Origin of the sequence: Vibrio hyugaensis (assembly GCF_002906655.1) — a bacterium.
Lineage (GTDB): Bacteria > Pseudomonadota > Gammaproteobacteria > Enterobacterales > Vibrionaceae > Vibrio > Vibrio hyugaensis.
This window is the reverse complement of sequence record NZ_CP025795.1, coordinates 2,039,370-2,062,773: the sequence shown is the minus strand read 5'-3', so window position 1 is coordinate 2,062,773 and position 23,404 is coordinate 2,039,370. Positions and strand designations below refer to the sequence as shown.

The window sequence follows — 23,404 nt, the reverse complement described above, 5'->3', positions numbered from 1 at the left end:
GTACATGTGATAGTAGACCATGTATCAATGATCGAAAGGCCCGGGTTATATCTCGGGTCTTTTTGTTTGTAAATATTGAGTCTGGTTCGATCTCTTTTTAAATATCATAACGTTATATTACCGGTATCCAGCGATAAGACTGGAACGTCAGCTTTTGTTTATAAGGATAATACAATGATTCTCGATTCCGACATCTGGCTATGGTGCCCACTAATTTTGGCGATAGCTGCGGCTTTTCTCCGCCATACTGGAGTCACGCTAGTATTGCTTGGCATCACCTTGTTTGGCGGCTTTATTCTCGGCCGTATTGAACCTATCGCCTTGGTCAGTTCTTTGTTTGTGCTTGGCGTGTCGTACCGAATTCCAAGTCTCGCTCCAATGCTTAAAGCGCAGCCAAAAACGAAATCCATTTTCTATTTGGGGTGGGGAGTCGTGATTGTTTGGTGTGTCTTGTTGTTTGTCCATCTGATCCCGGGATTCAATAATCTGCAAGTGCTCGACAAGGTATCTGCGGGGCCGTTGAGTACCCCATTCTCTATGTACCTTAACTTAGACAAGCCACTTGCCTTCTTTGCGCTCTTACTGGCTTATCCTATTTTGCTAGGTGGTGAGTCAAAGGTAAGAGTCAAACCGGCATTGCTGGTGATGACTCCTTTGCTCTTGTTGCTGCCTATTGCGTCAGTGCTTGGTGCTTTAAAGCCTGAATTGAGTTTGCCATCTTGGTGGTGGTTATTTGCTTTGAACAACTTAGTGCTGACTTGTGTGGCAGAAGAAGCGCTATTTCGTGGATTTATTCAGCAGTCGCTATCCCGTCGCTTTGACTGGCGAGTAGGCTTGGTAGTAGCGAGTCTTTTATTTGGTTTGGCTCATTTTGCTGGTGGTCCACTATTAATGGTATTTGCCGTGCTTGCAGGGGCTGGGTACGGTTTGGTCTTCCATTTTACTGGCCGTTTATGGTGCGCTGTGCTCGCTCACTTCGTGTTTAATTTCTGCCACTTGGTTTTCTTTACTTATCCAATTTTAGCTCGATAACGCCCCTCCTATTTGCTCCCGTCAGTATCGACGGGAGTAATGCTTTTTGACCAAACGTAAACAATGTAAATTAAATGCCAATACGAATGATTATCACCTAAATTACATCCTCATTTACTGGTGATGATTGTTTTCTATGTTGCTCAAAAGCAAAGGCGTCCAAACTTGGGCACGTCGTCTGCACATTTATATTTCTATGGCTCTTTTATTAGTGACGCTGTTTTTTGCGTTAACTGGTATTACGTTGAACCGACCAGAACTGTTTGAGCGCAGTGAACCCATCATTCAGCAACACACACTCACAGTTCCTTCCGAGCAACTATTTGCGAGTGAGGGAAGCTTCCAACCTAATCGCTCTGCTCTGTTGAGTTTCTTAACACAAGAAACAGACCTACGAGGCACACCATCAGCACTCGATGTGTATACCGAAGTAGAGGATGGTGAATTGATGATTGGTGAGCTCTCTTTAGATTTCAAAGGCCCTGGCTACAACGCCACTGTTTTCGTCGATATGACGACCGGTGAAGCTGAAGTTGAAACCACTAACTACGGTTTGATCGCACTACTTAATGACCTGCATAAAGGACGTAACAGTGGTGATACATGGAAATGGTTTATCGATATAACAGCGCTTCTTATGGTGTTTTTTGTGCTAACCGGTGTGTGTTTGCTGCTTCCAAAGAAAAAGACTTTTAGAACGTCAATGCAGTGGATGAGTTTTGGCACTGCGTTATCGCTCGTTATTTATTTTTTCGCTGTGCCATAACAGCCTATTCAGAGAAAAAACCGATGTTAAACACAGGCCGAATTTTTCGCCGTTACCCGTTTAGTAAAGCCGCATTGCTCGCGGCTTTATCTCCTTTGCCGCTTATGGCCGCTCCTTTTCCAGATAATGCCAAAGTCGACTTTGAGTTTGAGTTACCAAAGATTGATACCTCGATGTATGCAAGACCTTATGTCGCAGTATGGATCGAAGATGAAAAGCGTAAACCAGTCAAAACCATTCAGCTTTGGGTAGGTAAAGATGAGTGGTTGAAAGATCTTCGTAGTTGGTGGCGCAAAGTGGGTCGTTACGATCGCGAACTGGTCGATGCTGTAACGTCAGCCACTCGACCTGCAGGCCAATACCGATTCGTTTGGGATGGCACCAATGATGATGGTCAACGACTCGAACAGGGCAATTACACCCTACATGTAGAAGTAGTGCGTGAACACGGTGGCCGTAATTACCTACGTCAAAAAATGCAGTTAGCGGACAGTGAAGTGCGCTACCAAATAAAACCAACGGAAGAGACGGGCGTAATTACCGTCAATTACCAAGTTAAGTGATAGAGAAGGAATAACAATGAAAACCAAAATGAAAGCGGTGGCATTAGCAAGTGTAATGGCAATGGGGTTAGCGGCCGCGACAACAGCACAAGCGCACCCTCGTTGGGTTCTCCCTTCTCACTTTACCGTATCAAAAGAAGGCGGTGATTGGTTAACGTTCGACGTGACAGCGTCTCACGGTACGTTTGTATTCGATAAGCCTGCAGGTAGTGAGCAAGCATTCGTGGTCATGCCAGATGGTCGTTCTGAGCGTCCGAACTTTGTGGTACGCGGTAAGCGCCGTTCGATGTTTGACTTCTACTTCGAAGAAGAAGGCACACACAAAGTGGCTATCAACAACCAACCTAGCTACTACACCCAGTACAAAGCGGGCCGTCGCGATACAGTTAAGTGGTCGAAAGCAAGTAAAGCAGACCGCGCAAGTGTGATTCCTGAAAAAGCACGCGATGTCGTTACCCAACTTAGTTACACACGTGCAGAAAGCTATGTGACAGTTGGTATGCCAACAGAGAAGGCATTGGAGATTGAAGGCAAACTGCTAGAAATGAAGCCTCTTACACACCCTTCAGACATTATTGAAGGTGAAGAGGTGACATTCCAATTCTTCTTTAATGGTGAGCCTCAGAAAGGTGTTACGGCGGAAATCACTCGCGAAGGTACTCTGTATCGCAACCACCAAGAGCAAATCGATGTGGTCAGTGACAAAGAGGGAAAAATCACTTTCACCCCAGATGTAGCAGGGCGCTACCTAATGAAAGCAAACTACAAGGGTGAGCTGAAAAACGATCCACTTGCAGACAAAGCAAGCATGAACGTGCATCTAACGTTTGAAACTCAACTTAACTAATCAAAATTTGGCTCAGCCTTACGCTGAGCCAATTTGGATACATCATGAAAAACATTTCTATTCTTAAAACTTCGGTTTTTGTTGCTGGTTTGGCTTCCTTTCAAGCAATGGCCCATTTCCCTTTGATGAGTTGTCACTTAGAGCAAGAAAAAGTGATTTGCGAAGCTGGTTACTCAGATGGTTCAACCGCTGTGGATTACGATGTCGAAATGTACGACTACGACGATAATCTGATTGCCAAGGTGACTACCGACAAACGTTCTATTGCCGAGTTTTCTCACCCTCAAACCGACTTTTATCTTGTCTTTGATGCTGGACATGAAAATCCGGTAGAAGTGGATGTGGTTGAGTTAAAAGAGAAATGATCACACAGAAGATTCGACCGGATAACGGCAGTCGAGAAGGCAAATGGGTTGCTTTGACCATCGCAGGTATTCTTGCGGTCTCCACGATTTTGCTGCCTCACCATCAAGCCGAGACAGAACATACTGAAGTGCTGGTTCATCAAGTTCTCATCACTGACCTTGAACAAGAAGAACTTGCGATGATTGCCGAGTTAAAGTTGGCACATGAAGAAATTCGAGATCTTCATCTAGATACTGGCAAGTGGCCTGCCGTCAGCGAATTGGAAGAATTTTGGGTTGCACCATTTGTACAAGATCAAAGCTGGCAGCGAAAAGGCTCTCATCAATGGCAACGGTTAGATGCAGGGATTTACCTCGGTGTAAGGCAAGATGAAAAAGGCGCGGCTTCCATGCTTCTCGATAGTCGTAATGAACACGCCGACATTTGGTTTATTCAATCCACAGCAAAGGCGTCTGATTTATCTCTTGCGGAAATAAGCGAACGCCAGAAGCAAGGTTGGCAACAAATTGTTCTTGTCCCTGCTACGTCTTCAAATGCTCACGCCCATTAAGCTCAATTTTAACGATAACAACTATGATGAAACGATCTTTTCTACGTCGAATTATAACGGCTAGTGCATTTCTGGCAGTAGCTTCATCGAGCTTTGCAGCAGATAAGCTCAATATTGGTATTACGCTTCAACCTTACTACAGCTATGTGAAAGCTGTGGTCGGTGACAAAGCAGAAATTCTACCGCTGGTGGATGCAGGCTTTAACCCTCATAACTATTTACCTCAACCTAATGATTTAAAGCGTTTGAAGCAAATGGATGTGATTGTGGTCAATGGTATCGGCCATGATGATTTTGCTCTTAAAGTGATTCAAGCTTCACAACGTGACGATCTTGTGGTGATAGAGGCTAACAAAGAAGTCCCACTGTTACCTGCGATGGGGCAATCAGTCGGTAAAGGCGCAGTTAACCCGCATACGTTTGTTGGCCTATCGACCACGATTCAAAAGGTTTACACGATTGCGAGTGAGCTAAGCAAGCTCGACCCAGAAAACGCGGCGTTTTATCGTAAGAATGCGCGCTCTTACGCAAAAACATTCCGCCTTTTGAAGCGTGATGCCATGTTGTCTTTGGGGCAACTTGATACAGCAGGCATGAAGGTCGCTACTACGCATAATGCTTATGGTTACATCTTGCAGGAATTCGGCGTTGACGTCGCAGCAGTTATCGAACCTGCTCATGGTGTAGAACCAAGCGCGAGCCAGTTACAAGAGACGATAGAGAAGATTCGTCAATCTGGCATTGATGTGCTGTTTTACGAATTAAACATGCCAAATCGTTTTGTTGATACGATCGAAGAAGCGACCGGTGTTCAGCTTTATCGCTTTTCTCACATGACTCATGGCGAATACGAAGCCAATAAGGTTGAAGTCGAAATGCGTGAGAACGTCGCGACTCTGATTGAAGCGATGAAGTTCGTTGCAAGCAAGCACGAACAGGAGAAAGCTTGATGTTAGGGCCTTCTATCTCTCTCAACAGGGTAAGCCTTCAATATGGCGACAACCTGATTCTACAAGATATCCAAACCAAATTTGATGCTGGCCAATGTCACGTCATCATGGGGCCTAACGGTGGTGGGAAGACCTCTCTTTTGCGCTCTGTTTTGGGCTTAACCCCATTTACTGGTGACATTTCTGTCCATTGGCCAGACAGCAAACATGCTGCGAGAATCGGCTATGTACCGCAAAAAGCCATGTTTGAAGCCAGTCTGCCGCTCACGGTTATGGATTTCGTATTGCTTAACCAAACCAGAGTGCCGCTGTTTTGGCGACGTAAGACCAAGCAAACTCAACAAGCGCTTGCTCAACTAGAGCGCGTTGGTATGGCTTCACGCAGCGACCGACGAATGGGGCAGTTATCGGGTGGTGAGCAGCAGCGTGTTTTATTCGCTCAAGCTTTATTAGACGATCCAAGTCTGCTTGTTTTGGATGAGCCAACGACAGGCATGGATGAGCAAGGTGTTCGTTACTTAGAAGGTTTGATTCATGAAGTGGTTGCTGAAGGTAAAACAGTGCTAGCGGTTCATCATGATGTAACCGCAGTACGTCGTTTAGATGCGCAAGTGCATGTCGTGAATCGTCAGATTGTGTCATCAGGCCATCACTCTGAAGTGCTAAGTCCAGAACGTATTGAATCTCTATTTAAGCACTACACTGCAAAAGTGGAGGCGGCGTAATGGATTGGTTAAGAGAGCTCGCTCTGCATGGTGTGGAAGCTGGTTGGCTAAGTGACAGTTTTGCTTACGCGTTTATGGTCAACGCGATAGTGGCTGCGCTCATTCTTGGTCCCTTGCTGGGTGGTTTAGGCACGCTAGTCATTGCGAAGCGTTTAGCGTTCTTTTCAGAGGCGGTCGGTCATGCAGCACTAACGGGTATTGCAATTGGTGTACTGCTTGGTGAGCCACCAGAAAATCCTTTCATCGGCTTATTCAGCTTTTGTATGATTTTCGCATTGTTGCTGCATTTCGTGCGAAATCGAACCAATGTGCCTTATGACACGTTAGTCGGTGTGTTTCTTGCGCTGGCTTTAGCGGTTGGTGCGGCGTTGCTGATGTATGTCGCACGTAAGATCAATATCCATATGCTAGAAAATGTCCTATTTGGCTCGATATTAACCGTAACCGACAGAGACATTACGATTCTAGCGGTCAGTTGTTTGATTATTCTGCTATTGCTGATCCCGACATTTAACCGAATCTTACTGACTTGCATTAGCCCTGATATCGCGCGAGTTCGTGGTTTCAATACGAGCTTCTACGATTACTTGTTTGTCATGATGATCACATTAGTCACCATTGCAGCTGTAAAGATCATCGGAGCTGTGTTGGTTGGTGCATTGCTGCTAATTCCGGGAGCGACGGCGAGACTGTTAACTAAACGTATGGGAAGCTTTGTTCTGCTTTCTTCTTTGCTTGCTACTATCGCTTGTTTAGTTGGAACCGTGTTGCCTATGGAGTTGGAGTTACCCGTGCCGTCGGGCGCATCGATAATCATCGTTTCTGCGATCTTCTTCTTAATGGCAACGATTTACCGAATCGTGCGCAAAGCTTAATTGAGTACTCGAACATGAATAGCAAAAAGTTAATGATGAGCTTGGGTTTAGTCGCGGCGAGTACGTTCGCTCCTGTTACCTTCTCTAAAGACATTCTTACCAGCACACCCGTTACTTACATGTTGTCAGAACAACTGATGCAGGGAACTGGGGTAGAAACATCTTACTTGCCACCAAAGCGTTATGGTATTGAGCGACTGGTAAACTGGTTTTCAAGCAAAGGTCAGCAACAAGCAATTAAAGCAGGACAGGATGCAACAGTTGCCATCACGTTAGGAGCTATTTGGCAACAAGACCCAACTTATGTTTATGCTCGTCAAGGAAACATTCGGTTGATAGAGATTGACGCTTCTCAAGCCATCTCTCCAAGAGCACAAGGCGTTGCTGCGTTGACACTGGATAATGGTGAAACGTCTAAATATGCATGGATGAACCCCACAAACTTAATCCGAATGGCTTCGATAGTGGGCGAGGATCTACAAAAGGTTTATCCTCAATATCAAGCTCAAATAGAAAAGAATCAGCAAGTGTTGATGTTGGATGTGCGTGAGCTAATCAACCAACAACAAGAATTCATTTTCGAAAAAGAGATCGATTCGGTGGTATTACTAGGCGAATCACTAGAAGATTTTGCCTCTGGAAATCAACTGTTCGTTGTTGACCGTCAATTCAAGCCAGAATTAGAATGGTCGGAAGCAGACAAACTATCTTTAAAAGCTCAGTTTGAAGAAGATGAAACTCTGTGGCTGGTGACGGACAAACGTCCATCAAAAATGCTTATTTCTTTGGTTTCACAGGATCGCATACTGCAAGTTGATGTTATTGACCGCTGGGGCAGTAAAGGTATCAAAAGTGAGAAACCACTCGCACGCTGGCAGTTGTAACACGTAAAATGCTACACAAATTATGAAGGGAACTGAAAAGTTCCTTTTTTTTATGTGATAAAGGTCAAAAAATAACCACTAATACCACTAATTGCATAAGAAAGTATTTGTTTCATTTATATTTCATTACTACGTTGTTATCTGTTCGTTGCGATTAATGCGTTTTTTTGCTGTCGGGACGAACCAGTACAAACAACTATATGGATGTTAACAATGAAAATGAAAACTCTAGCCGTTGCAGTGGCGGCTCTAGCAGGTGGTTCTCAAGTCTTCGCAGCAGAAGTTTACAACAGCGACGGCACATCTCTTTCTATCGGCGGCCATGTATCTGTGGGCGTTGGTGAGTACTTCGAAGAAGACGTTAAGGTTCATCAAGTATCTCCACGTATCAACGTTGGCGGTAAAAAGGACATTGGTAATGGCGTAACTATCGACGCTAAAGGCGAATGGTCTCTGAACTACCTTAATGGTGGCGACAACTCCTTCTCTACTCGTCTAGGTTACATTGGTGCTACCCATGACCAATACGGCCGTTTAGTAGTTGGCACACAATGGGCACCATACTACGATGTAGCAGGTGTGGCAGATATTCCAATCGCTTTTGCCAATGATTTCTTATACGCATCTGGTTACTACGAGCTAGGCTCTTCTCGTGCAGAGAAAATGGTAAGTTACCGCAAAGGTTTTGAATTTGGTGAGGGCTTTGGTCTAAACCTAGGTCTAGGTTGGCAAGGTCAGAATGGTGACTTTGATGATCGTGGGCAAATCGCACTAAGCACTGAGCTAGCAGGCTTTGGTCTTGGTTATGTATACAGCGGTGGTGATGTTAAGTTTGGCACTAAGTCAGAGTCAGCAACTTCTCACGTGTTCTCTGCTAACTACGGTAAATACGGTTCAGGCCTATACGCAGCATTAGTATACGGTATGAATGACTACTTCTACCTTGGCTTAGAAGAAACTAGCCAGCTTGAAGGTCTATTAGCCTACGGTGTTAACGACTGGACATTCAGTATTAACTACGAAGGTGTAGAGAACGATAAAGACAGCAAAACAATCACTAGCGAGACTGCCCTACAGGCTGAATACGCAGTAACTCCTGCTTTCGTTACATTTGCTGCATACCAGTTTGATCTAGGTAACGACTACAACAACGAAGAAAACGACTACTGGACGCTAGGTGCTCGTTACTACTTCTAATAAATAGGACAGTTTCTACTGCCTAAACACATTTATTGTGTTAACGCCTACTCGCTGTGAGTAGGCGTTTTTCTTTTTATATCAGCTCAAAAACAGCCCCTAATAGAGCTTATTTCGTTTCCAACAAATCTAAGAAGAAAGCGTACTCAAGCGCATCTTCTTTCAATCGTTTAAATCGGCCAGATGCACCACCGTGACCTGCTTCCATATCGGTTTTAAACAACAAGACATTATCATCGGTTTTCATTTCACGAAGTTTGGCTACCCACTTCATCGGCTCAAAGTATTGAACTTGCGAGTCATGCAAACCCGTTGTCACTAACATGTTCGGGTAATTCTGAGCTTTCACGTTGTCGTAAGGTGAGTAGCTCAGCATGTAGCCGTAGTAGGTTTTATCGTTCGGGTTACCCCATTCATCGTATTCGTTGGTTGTTAGAGGAATCGACTCATCCAACATGGTTGTCACTACGTCAACAAACGGAACGTGCGCGCCAATACCACGGTAGAGCTCTGGTGCTTGGTTGATAATAGCGCCCATCAATAGGCCGCCCGCAGAGCCACCAACAGCAAACACTTTATCTTTTGCGCCATAACCTTCTTCAACCAGTCCTTTGGTTACGTCGATGAAGTCATTGAAGGTGTTTTGTTTAGTCAGCTTTTTGCCATCTTCATACCAAGGACGACCAAGCATTTCTGAACCACGAATATGCGCGATTGCGTACACGAACCCGCGATCAAGTAAGCTCAGGCGGGTTGAGCGGAATGTTGGCTCGATGGTTGAACCGTATGAGCCGTAACCGTACTGGTAGATTGGGTTGGTTCCGTCCTTCTTGAATAGGTCTTTGCGGTAAACCAATGAAACTGGTACTTGTTTGCCATCACGAGCAGTCACCATGATTCGCTCTGACTGGTAGTTATCGGCATCAAAATCACCAAGTACCGGTGTTTGCTTCATGATTTCAGATTCACCTGTATTTAGGTCGAAATCATAGTAAGTCCCCGGTGTCGTCAGGCTGCTGTAGTAGATGCGAACTTTTGAATTGTCTAATTCAAGGTTGCCCGTTAGGTAAGCGGCAAAAGCCGTATCATTAAACTCGAGTGGAAACTCTTTGCCTGTCGATAATTGACGAACCTTCACGGTCGACAATCCATTCGTGCGCTGCTCGTAAACAAGGTGATCGTCGAACAAGTCGAAATCGACTAGCTGAGAATTATCGTTAGCAGGAATGACATCGACCCATTTAGAACGATCGCGCATCTCTTCCGCTTTCACTTTCATCAAACGGAAGTTTACTGCTTGGTAGTTGGTGTAGATGTAGTACCAATCGTCCAGTTTAGCAATACTGTATTCAATGCCGGTCTCTCTAGGGTAGAAAGCTTCGGCTTTGGCGTTCGGGTTGTTTGCATCAATTACAGACACGCCACTTGTCTCGGTACTTGAGTGCCAAATGTAAACTTGCTCACCATCCTTACTTTTACTCAAGAAGGTGTAGTAAGCGCTGTCAGTTTCTTCGTAGATAAGCTCATCGCTAGTCTGAGGTGCACCCAATACATGACGGAAAACCTGGTAACCTAACAGCGTTTGAGGGTCTTTCTTGATGTAGTAGAAGGCTTGGTTATCGTTTTGCCATGCGATTGCACTTGATGCACCTTCAATTTCATCTTTTAGATATTCACCCGTCGTGAGGTCTTTGATCTTGATGGTGTAAATACGGCGACTCAGCGTATCTTCGCCATAAGCCAACAAGTTTTCATTTGGGCTAATCGTTAAGCCGCCAATACTGAAAAACTCATGTTCTTTTGCCAGCTCGTTAACATCTAAGATGACTTGCTTATCTTTACCTGCAAAGTCTTTCGCACGCAGATGTACTTCGTATTCGTTGTCGCCTGTCACTTCATTTGAGTAGTAGTAACTGCCTTTACGAACTGGAACTGAATTGTCATCTTTTGCAATACGCCCTTTGATCTCTTCAAAAAGCTGTTCTTGCAGTGCTTCGGTGTGTTTTAAAACGGTTTCTGTGTACTGATTCTCTTGCTCAAGGTGTTGCAAGATTTCTGGATCTTGGCGTTCATCATCGCGCATCCAGTAGTAATTATCGATTCGTGTATCACCATGAATATTCATTGCATGAGGGACTTTTTTTGCAACGGGTGCTTGGGTTTGTTGAGCAACGAGTTGCGATTGGGAGTAATGGTTCATGGTTGGTAATCCTTGATTGCTGCATCCGGCGACTAGCGCGACCGATACGGCCAACGTGGTTAAAGTGAAACGCATCTGTGTATCCTTATTGTGTACTCTTCTCGTGTTTTTTCGCCATTCATTTATCTTGCGAGTAAAAGTACGTTTGTGTTCTTCCAGTGAATATCTTTATATCGAATGGCAAACGAATAATTTCTGTATAAGCAACTGTTCTTTTTAGCAAAGATTGGATGGGATGTTAAATGCAATTGCTGGTGGATGAGAGCTAAAGGGTAAGATGTGTGCAACAAAAAAGGGACACACTTTTCAGCATGTCCCTTTTGGGTGATGAGAGTCAGATTTTAGATCGCCAATGGCATTTCGTTTGAGTGATCGTGCTTGCGATTAACCCAACGCAAACCAAACATAGCAATGATCGACATTGCCATCATCAAACAACCTAGCGGCATTTGGTCTTGTGCCGGGAAGAACGAAGCCAACAGCGTCGCGATACCCGCACCTAGGTTTTGCATGCCACCCAAAATCGCACCGCCAGTGCCCGCGTGGTATGGGAACGGTGAAAGTGCGCCTGTTGTTGCCGCTGGGAACAAAATGCCCGCACCCAAGAAGTAAATGGTTGCACCGCCAATCAGAGTCAATGCCGTTGTTAGACCAAACAGACCTGGAATCAATACCACTGCTGAGCCAACTAAGATAGCCACTAGACCAACATTTAAAGCACGGCGCTCAGAGCGACGTTGTGCGATGTAGCTCGATAAGCCCGCGCCGACCAAGTAACCCGGAATCGGCAAGACAAACAGCAAGCTTACTGTGGTTGCTGGTAAACCAAGTACACCACCCAGTAGCACACCTGCAGCGGCTTCAAATACGGCTACGCCAGCGAATGTTGCGACCAGTACTAACAAGAAACCTTGGAAGCGTTTGTCAGACAGAACGAATTTGTAGCTGTTGGCAACCGACTCATGTTTGCGTCGTTCTTTTGGCAGTGTTTCCATCATGCTAGTCATCATTGTGATCACAACGGCGATACCAAACAGTGCAAGGAATAAGTAGCTAGAACGCCAACCGAAAGCTTCTGTTAGGTAACCGCCCAATACTGGCGCGATCAATGGTGAGAAAATCACACACATGCTGATTAGGCTGTTTGCACGGTGTAGCTCTGCGCCTTCAAAGCAGTCACGAGTCAGTGTTCGAGACATCGCGCCACCACAACCGATACCTAAACCTTGGATAAAGCTACCCGCCAAGAACCATTCGTACTCATGAGCAAATAGCGCCACCAAAGTACCAAGAATGTAGATGATCAAACCCGCAATGATGATCGGCTTGCGACCAAGACGATCAGAAAGCGTACCGTACACGAACTGCGATAGACCATAAGGGATCAGGTAACACGCCATCACAGCTTGAAGTGAAGACGCTGATACCAAGAACTCACCCGCCATATGACCGATAGAAGGCACGTACATCGTTTGAGTCATTTGACCTACGGCAGTCAGAATTGCGATTAAAAAGGTAAGTTTCGCTAATGGAAACGAGGCGGACATTTGCGTATCTCTCCAGAAATTTAAGACGTAAAAAGCCTTAGCGCTCCATATAGAAGAGCCAAATAAACAAAGTGATTAGGGAATCTAGGCGCGAGATATTAGAGCTTGAGTGCCGACTTAGCAATTAAAAAGTGTGAAGTTGAGCAAGATAAAAATCTATAATTTGGATTAGAAAAACTAATCTAATTTTGAGGTGCTTTAAAAACAGAAAAGGGAGCCGAAACTCCCTTTGAAATACAGTAATGACTTTGAATAAACTTTCGTTATTCGCGACCTGAAGCGTAGGCATAAAGCAACTCAAGTGCGATAGTTGCGCCAGCCAATGCCGTTACATCGCTGTGGTCGTAAGGAGGAGAGACTTCCACTACGTCCATACCTACGATGTTCATGCCAGCGAAACCACGAATGATCTTCAGAATTTTATCTGAGTTCAGACCGCCACAAACTGGTGTACCTGTACCTGGTGCAAACGCCGGATCCAGACAGTCGATGTCAAAAGTGACATACACAGGCTTATCCGCAACCGTTCGACTAACCTCTGCCAGAATCTCTTCCACTGACATGTCGTTCGCTTGCATCGCATTGATGACATTGAAACCGTGATCTTGCTGGTCATACTCTGTACGGATACCGATTTGAACAGAGTTCTTCGCAGAAATTAGACCTTCTTTTGGCGCATGGTAGAACATAGTACCGTGGTCGTAAGAACTGCCGTTTGCGTAAGTGTCAGTGTGCGCATCGAAGTGAATCAAAGCCATTTGACCATGGTGTTTTGCGTAAGCACGTAGGATTGGTAGCGTGATGAAGTGGTCACCACCCAAGCCTAGCATTGTCTTACCGCTCTTTAGAATTTCACTTGTTGCTGCTTCTAGACGGTAAGTGAAATCTTCAGCATCACCACAATCGAACACAAGGTCACCTGCGTCGATCACTTTCAATTTATCAAATACGTTGAAGTCCCAAGGGAACTTCTTGCCTTCCCAAGCAAGGTTTACTGACGCACGACGAATCGCATCTGGACCCATGCGCGCACCAGGACGACCAGATGTCGCCATGTCCAGAGGAACGCCAAGCACTACTACATCAGCGTCTGCCGAAACAGGGTTCTTAATGTATGGACGACGTAGGAACGACATAGAGTTGGAGTAAAGCGAATAATCGGTTTTAGTAAACAAATCATTCATATCAGAAGTCCTCTAAATAGGTGTAGCCAGCCAAACCTTGTTCAAGTTCAGCCAGAATTTGTTCTTGTTCATTGGCTTCAACACGTTCAGAAACCAATTGTTTGTAATTGTCACGAATCGCATCTACGTCGATATGAACGTAGCGCATCATGTCCTCTACGCTATCACCTTCGTTGATGTAGCTGATCTCAAATTGACCTGCTTCATCAACGTTGACTACTGCACTGTGGGTGTCACCGAATAGGTTGTGCATGTCACCAAGGATCTCTTGGTATGCGCCTACTAGGAAGAAGCCCATTAGGTACGGTTTGTCTTTGCTCCATGCTGGTACTGGTAGCGTGCTCTCAATGCCTTGGCCATCAACGTAGTGGTCAATTACGCCATCGGAGTCACAAGTGATGTCCAACATCACCGCACGACGCTCTTCCACATCACCAAGACCAGAAAGCGGCAGAACAGGGAATACCTGATCAATACCCCATGCGTCTGGCAGGGATTGGAAAAGAGAGAAGTTCACGAAGAACTTGTCTGCAAGACGTTCGCTCAACTCATCCAAAATAGGACGGTGGAAACGGTTCTTAGTACTCATTTGGCGACTTAGCTCGAAGTAAATGCGTAGCGACAGTTGTTCTGCCCACGCACGTTGTTCAAGGTTTAGTACGCCAGTCGCGAATTGTGAGTGAACCTCTACCAAATCGCTTTGGGTATCGTTGTAAATTTCAATTAATGCACGCGCATCCGTACCATCTTGCAGGTTCTCCCAGTTTCGCCACATGTTTTGTAGCAAGAATGGAGCGTCTGCAGCTGGCTCGAACACTTCTTCCGGTTGGTATGTTTCAGTACCAATAACGTTAGAAATCAACACTGCGTGGTGTGCAGTCAAAGAACGACCCGATTCAGAGATGATCACTGGCATCGGTTGTTCGTACTGCTGACATACATCGCCTACCGTGTTCACGATGTTGCGTGCGTATTCTGCAAGGCCGTAGTTCATCGAGTTCGAAGACTGGCTGCGTGTGCCGTCGTAGTCTACTGCTAAACCACCGCCAACATCGAAGTAATCAATGTTTGCACCCGTGGCACGTAATTCACAGTAGAAACGTGCGGATTCATTCACACCATTACGCACGTCACGGATGTTTGCCATCTGTGAGCCAAGGTGGAAGTGAACCAATTGCATGGTGTCCAGTTTGTCTTCGCGTTTTAGACGATCAATCACGCTCAATACTTGAGATGCAGATAGACCGAATTTCGATTTTTCACCGCCGCTTGCTTGCCATTTACCCGCACCTTGAGATGCAAGGCGGATACGCAAGCCAAGACGTGGTGTTACGCCCAAGCTTTTTGCTTCTTCAAGTACTAGATCAAGCTCAGATAGCTTCTCTAGTACGATAAATACTTTGTGACCAAGCTTTTCACCGATCAGTGCAAGACGCACGTATTCACGGTCTTTGTAGCCATTACACACGATCACGGAGCTGCCTTGTTGAGCTAGTGCAAGTACGGCCAATAGCTCTGGCTTACTGCCTGCTTCAAGACCCAGCTGTTTATTTTCTAGCTGTGCTTGGCTTGCTAAGATCTCATCAACCACTTCACGTTGTTGGTTTACTTTAATTGGGTACACCAACAGGTATTTGTTTGGATATTGGTATTCTTCAATTGCTTGGTTGAAAGCTTGGCAAATGCCATGCACGCGTTGGTGTACGATTTGTGGGAAGCGCACTAACACAGGCAGATTCAACTGCTTAGCTTCTAGTTCATTTACAATCGCACTGAAAGGGATTTGGTGTGCACGGTCACTACGAGGAGATACGTAAACCTCGCCTTGGTTATCAATTCCGTAGAAGCCTTGGCTCCAGTAGTGAACGTTGTAGTCCGCGCGGATGCGGTCTAATTTAGTTGCTTTTTCCAACTCGATTCTCACAAAAATGTATTTAAGCCCTCATTGGAAATAGAGGAGAAAATACAAAAAAGCAAATCATGAGGCGCTAACCTCATACCCTGACACGAACTCCGTGTGCGCGCATTAACGGATAAAACCCAACCAGAGTCTAATGATTAAAATTTGTGATTTCGATTAACAACTGTTGTTGATGGTTGGTGTCAACATTTATTTAACAGACTGTCCATTCTGCTGTTATAGTTGGTCTGACCAGTAAGGATTTGGTCGAAGAAAAATAAGAACAAAGACTCAACAAAACAAGGACATGTTTTGCAGCTGCACAGAATTCAGGGATACATCCAAACCATGTATCTCGCCGAGTATCCAGACAAATTGATGCTGCTTGATGGTGCAAGTCGAGCGGATATTCCTCACCTCAAAGATTTTATTGAGCACCAGCTCAATCGCCCGTTCACCGACCTAACACTGGTTGTCGTTACACACATGCACCCAGACCATGCTGGTGCGGCGCACAAGCTAAGAGATTTGACGGGTTGCCAGTTATTGGCAGCAAAACGAGACACGCATTGGTATGGTGGTTTTGATGGCTGGTTGATGCATCTAACAGATCTGATTTTGGCACGATGGATGGCGAACCGAATGCGCAAACCCAAGCGCAACTTATGGTATTCGCGAAAACTAAGGCCGGATATTGAGCTTGTGGATGGAGAGGAGATTCCAGGTTTTACTGATTGGCAGATATTGGAAACACCAGGGCATACCGACAGGGATTTATCGGTTTATCACGCCGAACAGAGTGTGTTGTACGTAGCGGATTTAATGGTGCAGGTAAAAAGCCATTTGATCGCGCCATTTCCTATTTTTCATCCCAACCAATATCGCAGTTCGTTAAAGCGCGTTTTTGAGATGAAACCAAACTGTTTATTGGCGGCACATGGGGGAGAGGTTGAGTTTGATGAAGACGCGTATCAACACATCATCAATACCGCACCAGTTAGACCCATTACGCATTGGCGAGTAACGAAGATCAAACTTAAAGGATTAATGCGTTCTGTTCTGAAAAGGAAGAACGACAGATAGTAGAAGGGCAGCTAGAAAATCAGAGAAGAGCCAGATGAGCGACCACGGAGTTCGCTCATCTGAAGCTACGGGGATTATGGAGCCAATAAGTGAGATTGGCTCGGGTCTACCAGAACTTTGTCTGCCATACCCTGACGACCTAACAACATCATGTAAGTCATCTTTTCACGGTTAGTTAGCGTGATGTCGATTGGCCACTCTTGGTCGCCCATGCGTAGCATCGTTGTGATCACGCAGCGGTGTTCGAAAGTACCGTTTGATGATTTCACTTTGCGGTTCGCCTTCAGTGGAGCTTTACAGCGAACGACTTGCTCTAAGTGGTAAACATCTGGGTGTAGATCGAACTCTACGTATGACTGACCGTCTTGTTCAGTGCACTCTAGGTTATCTACGTGCAGAGAAGAAGTCTGTGCGCCTGTATCAATACGCGCTTCAAGGTGAGTAATCCCTAACTCAGGTAAGCAAATTGCTTCGGCGTTCCCAATGATCATTTTCTGATTCATAGTGTCATCCTAGCGATGAGTTAAAAGAGAGCCCTTTATCAGGCTCTCACTCAAACAATTATCAGCCTTTACCGCGAGTACGGTTAGCGTTTGGTTTTGCGTTCTTCTCGATGAAGTCGAAGATCATGCCAGCAACGTCTTTTTCAGTTGCTGATTCGATACCTTCAAGGCCTGGAGAAGAGTTCACTTCCATTACCACAGGGCCGTTCTTCGATTGAAGAATATCAACACCACATAGGTTTAGACCCATCACTTTCGCTGCGTTGATTGCTGTTGCGCGCTCTTCTTTGCTTAGTTTTACAAGCTGAGCAGAACCACCACGGTGAAGGTTAGAGCGGAACTCGCCTTCTTTTGCTTGGCGTTTCATTGCTGCGATAACTTTGTTACCTACTACGAAACAACGGATGTCTGCGCCGTTTGCTTCTTCAATGAACTCTTGCACCATGATGTTTGCTTTTAGGCCCATGAATGCTTCGATCACGCTTTCTGCTGCTTTCGTTGTCTCAGCAAGAACAACACCGATACCTTGAGTACCTTCAAGTAGCTTGATAACCAATGGTGCGCCGCCAACGTTTTTGATCACGTCCTGAATGTTGTCAGGGTGGTGAGCAAAACCTGTGCGAGGTAGACCAATGCCTTTACGTGATAGCAGCTGCATAGAGCGTAGCTTGTCACGAGAACGGCTGATTGCTACTGACTCGTTCACACAGAATGTGCCCATCATTTCAAACTGACGTACAACCGCTGTACCGTAGAAAGTGATAGATGCACCGATGCGTGGAATAACCGCGTCGTACTTTGGCAATTCTTCACCCATGTAACGGATCTTAGGGTTGTTACTCGTAATATCCATATAACAGTGCAGAGTATCGATAACATCAACTTGATGTCCGCGCTCTTCACCCGCCTGCTTTAGGCGCATGGTTGAATATAGATTCTCATTACGAGAAAGAATAGCAATACGCATGGCAATTCCTTAGTAAGTCAGTACCAAATTAAAAATGTAAGTATAGAGTATAGTGAGTGGGTGTAATTGATGTGACAGAATCCACTCTCTTCAGCGACTTAGAATTGTGGTTGGACAACCACGTCGTCAGAGGTGCGAACCTTAGGGCGTTTTCTCAGTAGATGAAAACGAAAAAATATCGTCGATACGACAAAAATAATTTATCGAACTCTCACGCCTTGCTGCATGCGACTGTCAAGGGAATGAAAAAGAAAAATGAGTCAAAATTTCATCAATTTACTATGGCATAAATCACAAAAAGCGGCCATGCAGCCGCTTTTTGTTATTGAACTAAGTAATGACTTAGGAAGAGTTCAGCCGTTTGGGTGGCTAAAACCCTAGATTCTTCCAAGGTTAGCGAAGCTCGCATCCCCATCAATTGTGGCCAGAATGCGCTGCCTTTAATTAAGTTGTGCAATTGAATGCTTGCCACGTCCACATCATCCACCTTCAATGTGTTTTTCTCTGATTGTTGAGTGAGCCAACGGTACAAGGCCGTTTCTTGCTTCGACATGTGTTCCGCTTGTTCTTTGAGATCTTCCGGCTTAAACAAGAAATGTCCGAAAGCCACTTTCGCCAGTTCAATATAATCAGGTGCGGTTACCACGATAATTTCGCTGTACAACAATTCGACCAGTTGATCTTTGAGAGGAAGTGTTGGTAAACGTTCAATGTCGCTATCCATCATTGAAGAACGCCATAGTTCGGTTAGTAACTCTGTCACGATCGCTTCTTTAGAAGGGAAGTGGTTGTAGACCGTACGCTTAGAGACTTGTGCAATAGCAGAGAGCTTATCCATGCTGGTGTTTTGCACCCCAAACTCTTGGAACGCTTGCTTTGCTGCGCACAAGATGGCTTCTCTTTTGGTCTCACTGCGACCTTTTCTTTTTACATTCATAAACTTGCCGAGTTAAGAAGATCATTTCTGGATCTATTTTACACTAAGTAGTTTACTTTTGATAATTAGAATGTAAACTGCACCGTGTAGTTTACTTTTGTTCGGGTTAACTTTTTATGAAAAAAACTTTGCTAGCCACAGTAGGAGCGTTCGCGATGGGTACATCAATGATTTCTTGTTCTAATGTTGATACTGAAAAAGCGCCAACATACCCGGACAAATTTGCAAACACAGAGTTGGAATACAAAAGCAGCTTGGGTGACATGTTCGGCATCATGAAAGCCTACTTTACGACTGAGCGCCTCAATCCAACGCCAACGATTGAAATTCCGGTTCATGCAATGACCGCGAATCAACTGCTAGAAGAGCAAGATGACGTTATCTACCGTTTAGGTCACTCAAGCGTATTAATGAAGCTCGATGGCAAACTGGTCATGACTGACCCTGTATTCAGTGATCGCGCGTCTCCTGTGCAATGGGCGGGGCCAAAACGTTTTCACCAAACACCAATCACGCTAGAAGATTTACCAAGTATCGATGTGGTAGTGATCAGCCATGACCATTACGATCACCTAGATAAAGCTTCTATTAAAGTGCTAGGCGATAAAGTGGGCACTTTCTTGGTGCCGTTAAAAGTCGGTCAGTTGCTAGTCAACTGGGGCGTGCCTAAGGAGAAAGTGATCGAGCTAGATTGGTGGGAGTCACATTCTGTCGACGGCATTGAATATACACTGACTCCGACTCAGCATTTCTCTGGTCGAGGTTTGACAGACCGTGATACGACACTGTGGGGCAGTTGGGTTATTAATGCACAGCGACACAAAGTGTTCTTCAGTGGTGACTCTGGTTACTTCAATGGCTTTAAAGAGATTGGTGAAAAGTACGGTCCGTTTGATTTCACTATGATTGAAACCGGCGCATACAATGAACTTTGGTCAGACATTCACATGTTCCCAGAGCAAAGTGTTCAAGCACACATTGATGTGCAGGGCAAAGTAATGATGCCGATTCACAACAGTACGTTTGATCTGTCGATGCACGATTGGAATGAACCGATGCAACGTGCGTTAGACATTAGTGAAGAGCGCGGTGTAACGTTAGTGAGCCCTGAGATTGGTCAACGTTTGGCGATTGCGGAGCCTCAGCCTGCTAAGGCGTGGTGGCAATAATGGCTGAGCTAAACAGCCAAACACCAGAATAGTTAAGTCACTTATTAGTAGTTACTTGGTAGTAGTTACGTGGTCAGGGCTAAGGATAAAGATGCAATGAAAGCAAAGTGGACGCTGTTACTTACATTAAGCATTCTGCCTACCTTTGCACTAGCAGGGGTAGAGCAAGATATCTCGACGTTGATAAAGCGAGTTGAGCAATCCTCTTGCACCTTTATCCGCAACGGCAAGGCGTACACTAATCAAGAAGCGGCAGAACACATGCGCAATAAATGGGATTACGCCAAAGATGACGTTGATTCTGTAGATGTGTTTATAAAAGAGGTTGCGTCAAAGAGCTGGTTATCTGGCAAACCATATTGGGTGGATTGCCAAGATAAACGCATTACCAGCGAAGAGTGGCTAACATCATTGATGAGCCCCACCAATCACATCCAATAATACTTCTTTGATGGTCTGGTATCGCAGCGGCAGAGTGCGGCTGCGTTTTCTCACCAAAAACAAATCTTCGTATACTGGTTGTTTTAACTCAGCCACATACAACTCTTCTCTTAATGGAAAGCTTTCCACCGCACTGTAGGGCAAAACGGTAAAACCCAGTCCTTTGCTGACGGGCAATAGAATCTGACTGAGTTGGTTAACGTAGCCCGATAATGGCATGTCACTGACCTTGATCTCTTTGAGTAAAGGCTCTGCACATTGGTCGAAAAACAACGTCATATAATGTTCAGCATCAGGGTGACCAATCACGCCGCAACTTCGAAGCAGCTCAGGTGTTAACGTTTTTCCATGATAGGACTTTGGTAAGATCAAACACAGCGCTTCTCTGCCAATTTGTTCACTTTGGAAAACACTCTTGTTGGGAGAGTAAGTCACGATGCCCATATCAATACGGCCGTCAGCAACCCCATTTAGAATCGACTGGTTTGGTGCCGCTTCCAAGTGAATCGACAATCCGCGATGCTGGGTTTGTTTTTCAAGCAGTGGATCAAACAGCATCAAGGCAAGTGCTCCGGAACAAGCCAGCTTGCAATGACCTGCAAAAGGATCATCGAAGCTCAGATCTTCCAGTAAGTTTTTCTCTTTCTCTTCCAACTCTAACGCGTAGGCATACACCATTCGGCCTTGCTCTGTCAGCTCAAAGCTTTTGTTCTCGCGCTTAATCAATGGGTGCTGACAAGCTTGCTCTAGCTTTTTGATGTGCTGACTGACACCGGGCTGAGTCATATAGAGCTTTTCTGCTGTCTGAGTAAAGTGGCCGACTTCGACAAGAGTTTTGAATGTGTGTAACCAAACTGGATTAAGCATAGGACGTTGTTTGCTCAGCGTTTATTAAAGAAAGCGTTTCGAGAGAAAGTGTAGAAATAATAGCATGATGCGTGGAATAACGCAGAGGAGGATGGTAAATGACAGGCAAAATAAAACCCCGCCTGGTTTCCCAGACGGGGCTTATTCTTTTTCGCAGCAATCCGGCTACTAATAGGTGCTCCCTGCATCTATCCTTGATTGTGGCTAAGTCCTTTAACCGAGTTCCTTGTTCATCGCCTTCCTAGCGGTGTCCATTCTTGCCTATCATCCTGACGGGCGAACTCTATCCTAGAGCTTAACTACATCCTTGCTGACAACTCATCCTAAGCTATCAAATCTTCATCCTGAAGATACCCAATCCTTTAGGCTTTTTTCCTGTTCCCGCCAACATCCTGTCGACACACTTAGTATTGTTGTTTTGCTGATTACTCTCAATCAGCGAGGTAAAAAAACTTTGGCAGCGAATATTGCTTAAAAAAGGATAATTATTAATTTTCAGTTAGTTAGGTTTGTTGTTCGATTTGTTCTTAGTCAAAAATGGTCGATTTGCTTACATCGCTTGTGAGAGATCTCGCACAAGGTGACGAGCGAATGTACGAATCGGCGTCTTTATCGTCTTGTTTAAGAGTTTGCTCAAGATCACAACTCGACTTGTAGCCATAAGATTTGGCGATGGTATTGGATGAAATCCCCATTTCTTTTATCGCAAACGCAGCCCACTCATCACGAGTTTTTTGCATGATCTGGCGTAGCTTGGTTTTAAAGTTACTCATAAAAGCTCCTTAGTTAGCTTGTCTTTACAAGAGAAGAATAAGGAGCGTGATGAGGCTTAGTTGATAGTATGCCGCTCAATATCAATACTATTGAGGCGTGATGAATAAAATGCTCGTAATACTGATATTATTTGCGCGTGAAACAATACTATCTTGTGGGGTATCAAATGGCGCACATCGAAAAAGTACCGCAAAGGCCTGGTTTTTCTTGGCGCTACCGTCGTATTGATGAACCAGCGAAAGAATACGATTTTCATTTTCACGATGACGTTTTTGAGTTGGTTATCCACCGCCACTTTACTGGAATCTTACACATTGGGCATCACGAGCTAGAGGTGACCCACAACCAGATGCTGTTAATTGCGCCCGGTGTGCCTCACTCTATTCACTCCACGTTGGTAGAAAGCAACTGCGAGACTCATGTGATTTGGTTTAAGCGTGAGTGGATCGCGAACCTAATGTTCTATTGTACTGAGTTACGCAAACTGGACCCGTTGTTGAAAGCCGCAAATAAAGGAGTGGTGTTCTCTGAGAGGACTGCACAGCAAGTCGTGGATCTTCTGCAAGAGTTGATGAAAGTGCCCGCGATGGAGCAATTGTCGAGATTCATTCATATCCTATCTTTGGTTGCCCATGACGAAGCGGCAAAAACCTTGATGACGCATTCTTATCTTTCGATGAGTGAACACGAGCAACAAGAAAGAGAGCGCGTCGCAAGTGTGAATGCGTATCTTGAGCAGCATTTTGCCAGCAAGGTGACATTGGCCGATTTAGCCAATTACTTGTCGTTGAGTGAAAGTGCGGTCACACGATTGTTTCAAAAGCACTTTAAAGAACCGTTTAGCCAACGCTTGATGAAGCTACGAATCAACCATGCCGCGGATTTGTTGCAATCGACGGAGTTACCAATAGGAATTGTGTTTGAGCGAGTTGGGTATCGCAATCAAGCTTTGTTTAATCGCCACTTTAAAACCTACAAGGGACTGACTCCGAGAGATTACCGACAGCATTACCAGCAGCGAATCCAACCTTAGTTTGAGCATGTGCGTACTTTTGTTGTGTACTAAACTGGAATTTA

The 23,404-nt window shown here is 45.1% G+C and carries 24 protein-coding genes; 15 read left to right on the top strand and 9 right to left on the bottom strand.

The features are described from left to right. Positions 1 to 174 precede the first annotated feature (174 nt). The 11 genes from C1S74_RS26280 to C1S74_RS26230 all read left to right on the top strand — a co-directional run bounded on the left by C1S74_RS26280 (position 175) and on the right by C1S74_RS26230 (position 8,755). Positions 175 to 1,032 carry a CPBP family intramembrane glutamic endopeptidase gene (locus tag C1S74_RS26280; protein WP_045398891.1) on the top strand — a complete coding sequence of 286 codons (858 nt, stop codon included), beginning with the start codon at positions 175 to 177 and terminating at the stop codon, positions 1,030 to 1,032. 136 nt (positions 1,033 to 1,168) lie between these two features. Continuing rightward, positions 1,169 to 1,798: a PepSY-associated TM helix domain-containing protein gene (locus C1S74_RS26275; RefSeq protein WP_045398890.1), complete on the top strand. Its 630-nt coding sequence runs from the start codon at positions 1,169 to 1,171 to the stop codon at positions 1,796 to 1,798. Positions 1,799 to 1,821: 23 nt separating this feature from the next. Beyond that, entirely contained in the window at positions 1,822 to 2,361 is a 540-nt protein-coding gene (locus C1S74_RS26270) for a DUF2271 domain-containing protein (protein WP_045398889.1), read from the top strand. Between the two features lie 16 nt (positions 2,362 to 2,377). After that, positions 2,378 to 3,208 carry a DUF4198 domain-containing protein gene (locus tag C1S74_RS26265; protein ID WP_045398888.1) on the top strand — a complete coding sequence of 277 codons (831 nt, stop codon included), beginning with the start codon at positions 2,378 to 2,380 and terminating at the stop codon, positions 3,206 to 3,208. A gap of 44 nt (positions 3,209 to 3,252) precedes the next feature. Next, positions 3,253 to 3,573 (top strand): hypothetical protein, encoded by a 321-nt coding sequence (locus C1S74_RS26260; protein WP_045398887.1) that lies wholly within the window; start codon positions 3,253 to 3,255, stop codon positions 3,571 to 3,573. Continuing rightward, positions 3,570 to 4,124 (top strand): DUF6162 family protein, encoded by a 555-nt coding sequence (locus C1S74_RS26255; protein WP_045398886.1) that lies wholly within the window; start codon positions 3,570 to 3,572, stop codon positions 4,122 to 4,124. The genes C1S74_RS26260 and C1S74_RS26255 overlap by 4 nt, the downstream gene beginning before the upstream one ends. 23 nt (positions 4,125 to 4,147) lie before the next feature. Further along, the gene (locus C1S74_RS26250) at positions 4,148 to 5,074 is read left to right on the top strand and encodes a metal ABC transporter solute-binding protein, Zn/Mn family (protein ID WP_045398885.1); all 927 of its coding nucleotides are present in this window, start codon (positions 4,148 to 4,150) and stop codon (positions 5,072 to 5,074) included. Beyond that, on the top strand, positions 5,074 to 5,799 hold the full coding sequence (locus tag C1S74_RS26245) for a metal ABC transporter ATP-binding protein (protein WP_045398884.1): 726 nt from the start codon (positions 5,074 to 5,076) through the stop codon (positions 5,797 to 5,799). The genes C1S74_RS26250 and C1S74_RS26245 overlap by 1 nt, the downstream gene beginning before the upstream one ends. Further along, positions 5,799 to 6,674 (top strand): metal ABC transporter permease, encoded by an 876-nt coding sequence (locus C1S74_RS26240; RefSeq protein ID WP_045398883.1) that lies wholly within the window; start codon positions 5,799 to 5,801, stop codon positions 6,672 to 6,674. Before C1S74_RS26245 ends, C1S74_RS26240 begins: the two co-directional genes overlap by 1 nt. A gap of 14 nt (positions 6,675 to 6,688) precedes the next feature. Then, positions 6,689 to 7,558: a metal ABC transporter substrate-binding protein gene (locus C1S74_RS26235; RefSeq protein WP_045398882.1), complete on the top strand. Its 870-nt coding sequence runs from the start codon at positions 6,689 to 6,691 to the stop codon at positions 7,556 to 7,558. A gap of 213 nt (positions 7,559 to 7,771) precedes the next feature. Beyond that, a complete protein-coding gene (locus C1S74_RS26230) occupies positions 7,772 to 8,755 on the top strand; it encodes a porin (protein ID WP_045398881.1) in 984 nt (327 codons plus the stop codon). Between the two features lie 109 nt (positions 8,756 to 8,864). Here C1S74_RS26230 and C1S74_RS26225 read toward each other — a convergent pair whose 3' ends face one another. From C1S74_RS26225 to speA, 4 genes are all read right to left on the bottom strand, one after another. After that, positions 8,865 to 11,030, bottom strand: a complete 2,166-nt coding sequence (locus C1S74_RS26225) for a S9 family peptidase (RefSeq protein WP_045398880.1) — start codon at positions 11,028 to 11,030, stop codon at positions 8,865 to 8,867. Between the two features lie 266 nt (positions 11,031 to 11,296). Next, positions 11,297 to 12,502 carry a multidrug efflux MFS transporter EmrD gene (gene emrD / locus C1S74_RS26220; RefSeq protein ID WP_045398878.1) on the bottom strand — a complete coding sequence of 402 codons (1,206 nt, stop codon included), beginning with the start codon at positions 12,500 to 12,502 and terminating at the stop codon, positions 11,297 to 11,299. A gap of 263 nt (positions 12,503 to 12,765) precedes the next feature. Then, positions 12,766 to 13,686: an agmatinase gene (speB, locus tag C1S74_RS26215; RefSeq protein ID WP_045398877.1), complete on the bottom strand. Its 921-nt coding sequence runs from the start codon at positions 13,684 to 13,686 to the stop codon at positions 12,766 to 12,768. A 1-nt stretch (position 13,687) separates the two neighbouring features. Further along, positions 13,688 to 15,598: an arginine decarboxylase gene (gene speA, locus C1S74_RS26210; protein WP_045398953.1), complete on the bottom strand. Its 1,911-nt coding sequence runs from the start codon at positions 15,596 to 15,598 to the stop codon at positions 13,688 to 13,690. 336 nt (positions 15,599 to 15,934) lie between these two features. Here speA and C1S74_RS26205 point away from each other — a divergent pair, with 336 nt between their 5' ends. Next, on the top strand, positions 15,935 to 16,669 hold the full coding sequence (locus C1S74_RS26205; protein WP_045398951.1) for an MBL fold metallo-hydrolase: 735 nt from the start codon (positions 15,935 to 15,937) through the stop codon (positions 16,667 to 16,669). Positions 16,670 to 16,743: 74 nt separating this feature from the next. Here the strand turns inward: C1S74_RS26205 and C1S74_RS26200 are convergent, their stop codons facing one another. The 3 genes from C1S74_RS26200 to C1S74_RS26185 form a co-directional block, all read right to left on the bottom strand. Next, complete coding sequence (locus C1S74_RS26200) at positions 16,744 to 17,172, bottom strand: ATP-dependent zinc protease family protein (protein ID WP_005432588.1); 429 nt, start codon at positions 17,170 to 17,172, stop codon at positions 16,744 to 16,746. 61 nt (positions 17,173 to 17,233) lie between these two features. Next, positions 17,234 to 18,139, bottom strand: coding sequence for a 30S ribosomal protein S6--L-glutamate ligase (gene rimK, locus C1S74_RS26195; protein WP_005438260.1), 906 nt, complete (start codon positions 18,137 to 18,139; stop codon positions 17,234 to 17,236). 322 nt (positions 18,140 to 18,461) lie between these two features. After that, positions 18,462 to 19,076, bottom strand: coding sequence for a TetR/AcrR family transcriptional regulator (locus tag C1S74_RS26185; RefSeq protein ID WP_005438259.1), 615 nt, complete (start codon positions 19,074 to 19,076; stop codon positions 18,462 to 18,464). 155 nt (positions 19,077 to 19,231) lie between these two features. On the opposite strand from C1S74_RS26185, the gene C1S74_RS26180 reads away from it, so the two are divergent. After that, positions 19,232 to 20,245 (top strand): MBL fold metallo-hydrolase, encoded by a 1,014-nt coding sequence (locus C1S74_RS26180; RefSeq protein WP_045398875.1) that lies wholly within the window; start codon positions 19,232 to 19,234, stop codon positions 20,243 to 20,245. Positions 20,246 to 20,341: 96 nt separating this feature from the next. Beyond that, positions 20,342 to 20,686, top strand: a complete 345-nt coding sequence (locus C1S74_RS26175) for a DUF5329 family protein (protein WP_045398874.1) — start codon at positions 20,342 to 20,344, stop codon at positions 20,684 to 20,686. Here C1S74_RS26175 and C1S74_RS26170 read toward each other — a convergent pair. Beyond that, positions 20,654 to 21,553, bottom strand: coding sequence for a LysR family transcriptional regulator (locus tag C1S74_RS26170; RefSeq protein ID WP_038896566.1), 900 nt, complete (start codon positions 21,551 to 21,553; stop codon positions 20,654 to 20,656). The genes C1S74_RS26175 and C1S74_RS26170 overlap by 33 nt on opposite strands. Before the next feature lie 527 nt (positions 21,554 to 22,080). Further along, positions 22,081 to 22,326, bottom strand: coding sequence for a hypothetical protein (locus tag C1S74_RS26165; protein ID WP_045398872.1), 246 nt, complete (start codon positions 22,324 to 22,326; stop codon positions 22,081 to 22,083). A 167-nt stretch (positions 22,327 to 22,493) separates the two neighbouring features. Here C1S74_RS26165 and C1S74_RS26160 point away from each other — a divergent pair, with 167 nt between their 5' ends. Next, on the top strand, positions 22,494 to 23,360 hold the full coding sequence (locus C1S74_RS26160) for a helix-turn-helix domain-containing protein (RefSeq protein WP_045398871.1): 867 nt from the start codon (positions 22,494 to 22,496) through the stop codon (positions 23,358 to 23,360). Positions 23,361 to 23,404: the final 44 nt, after the last annotated feature.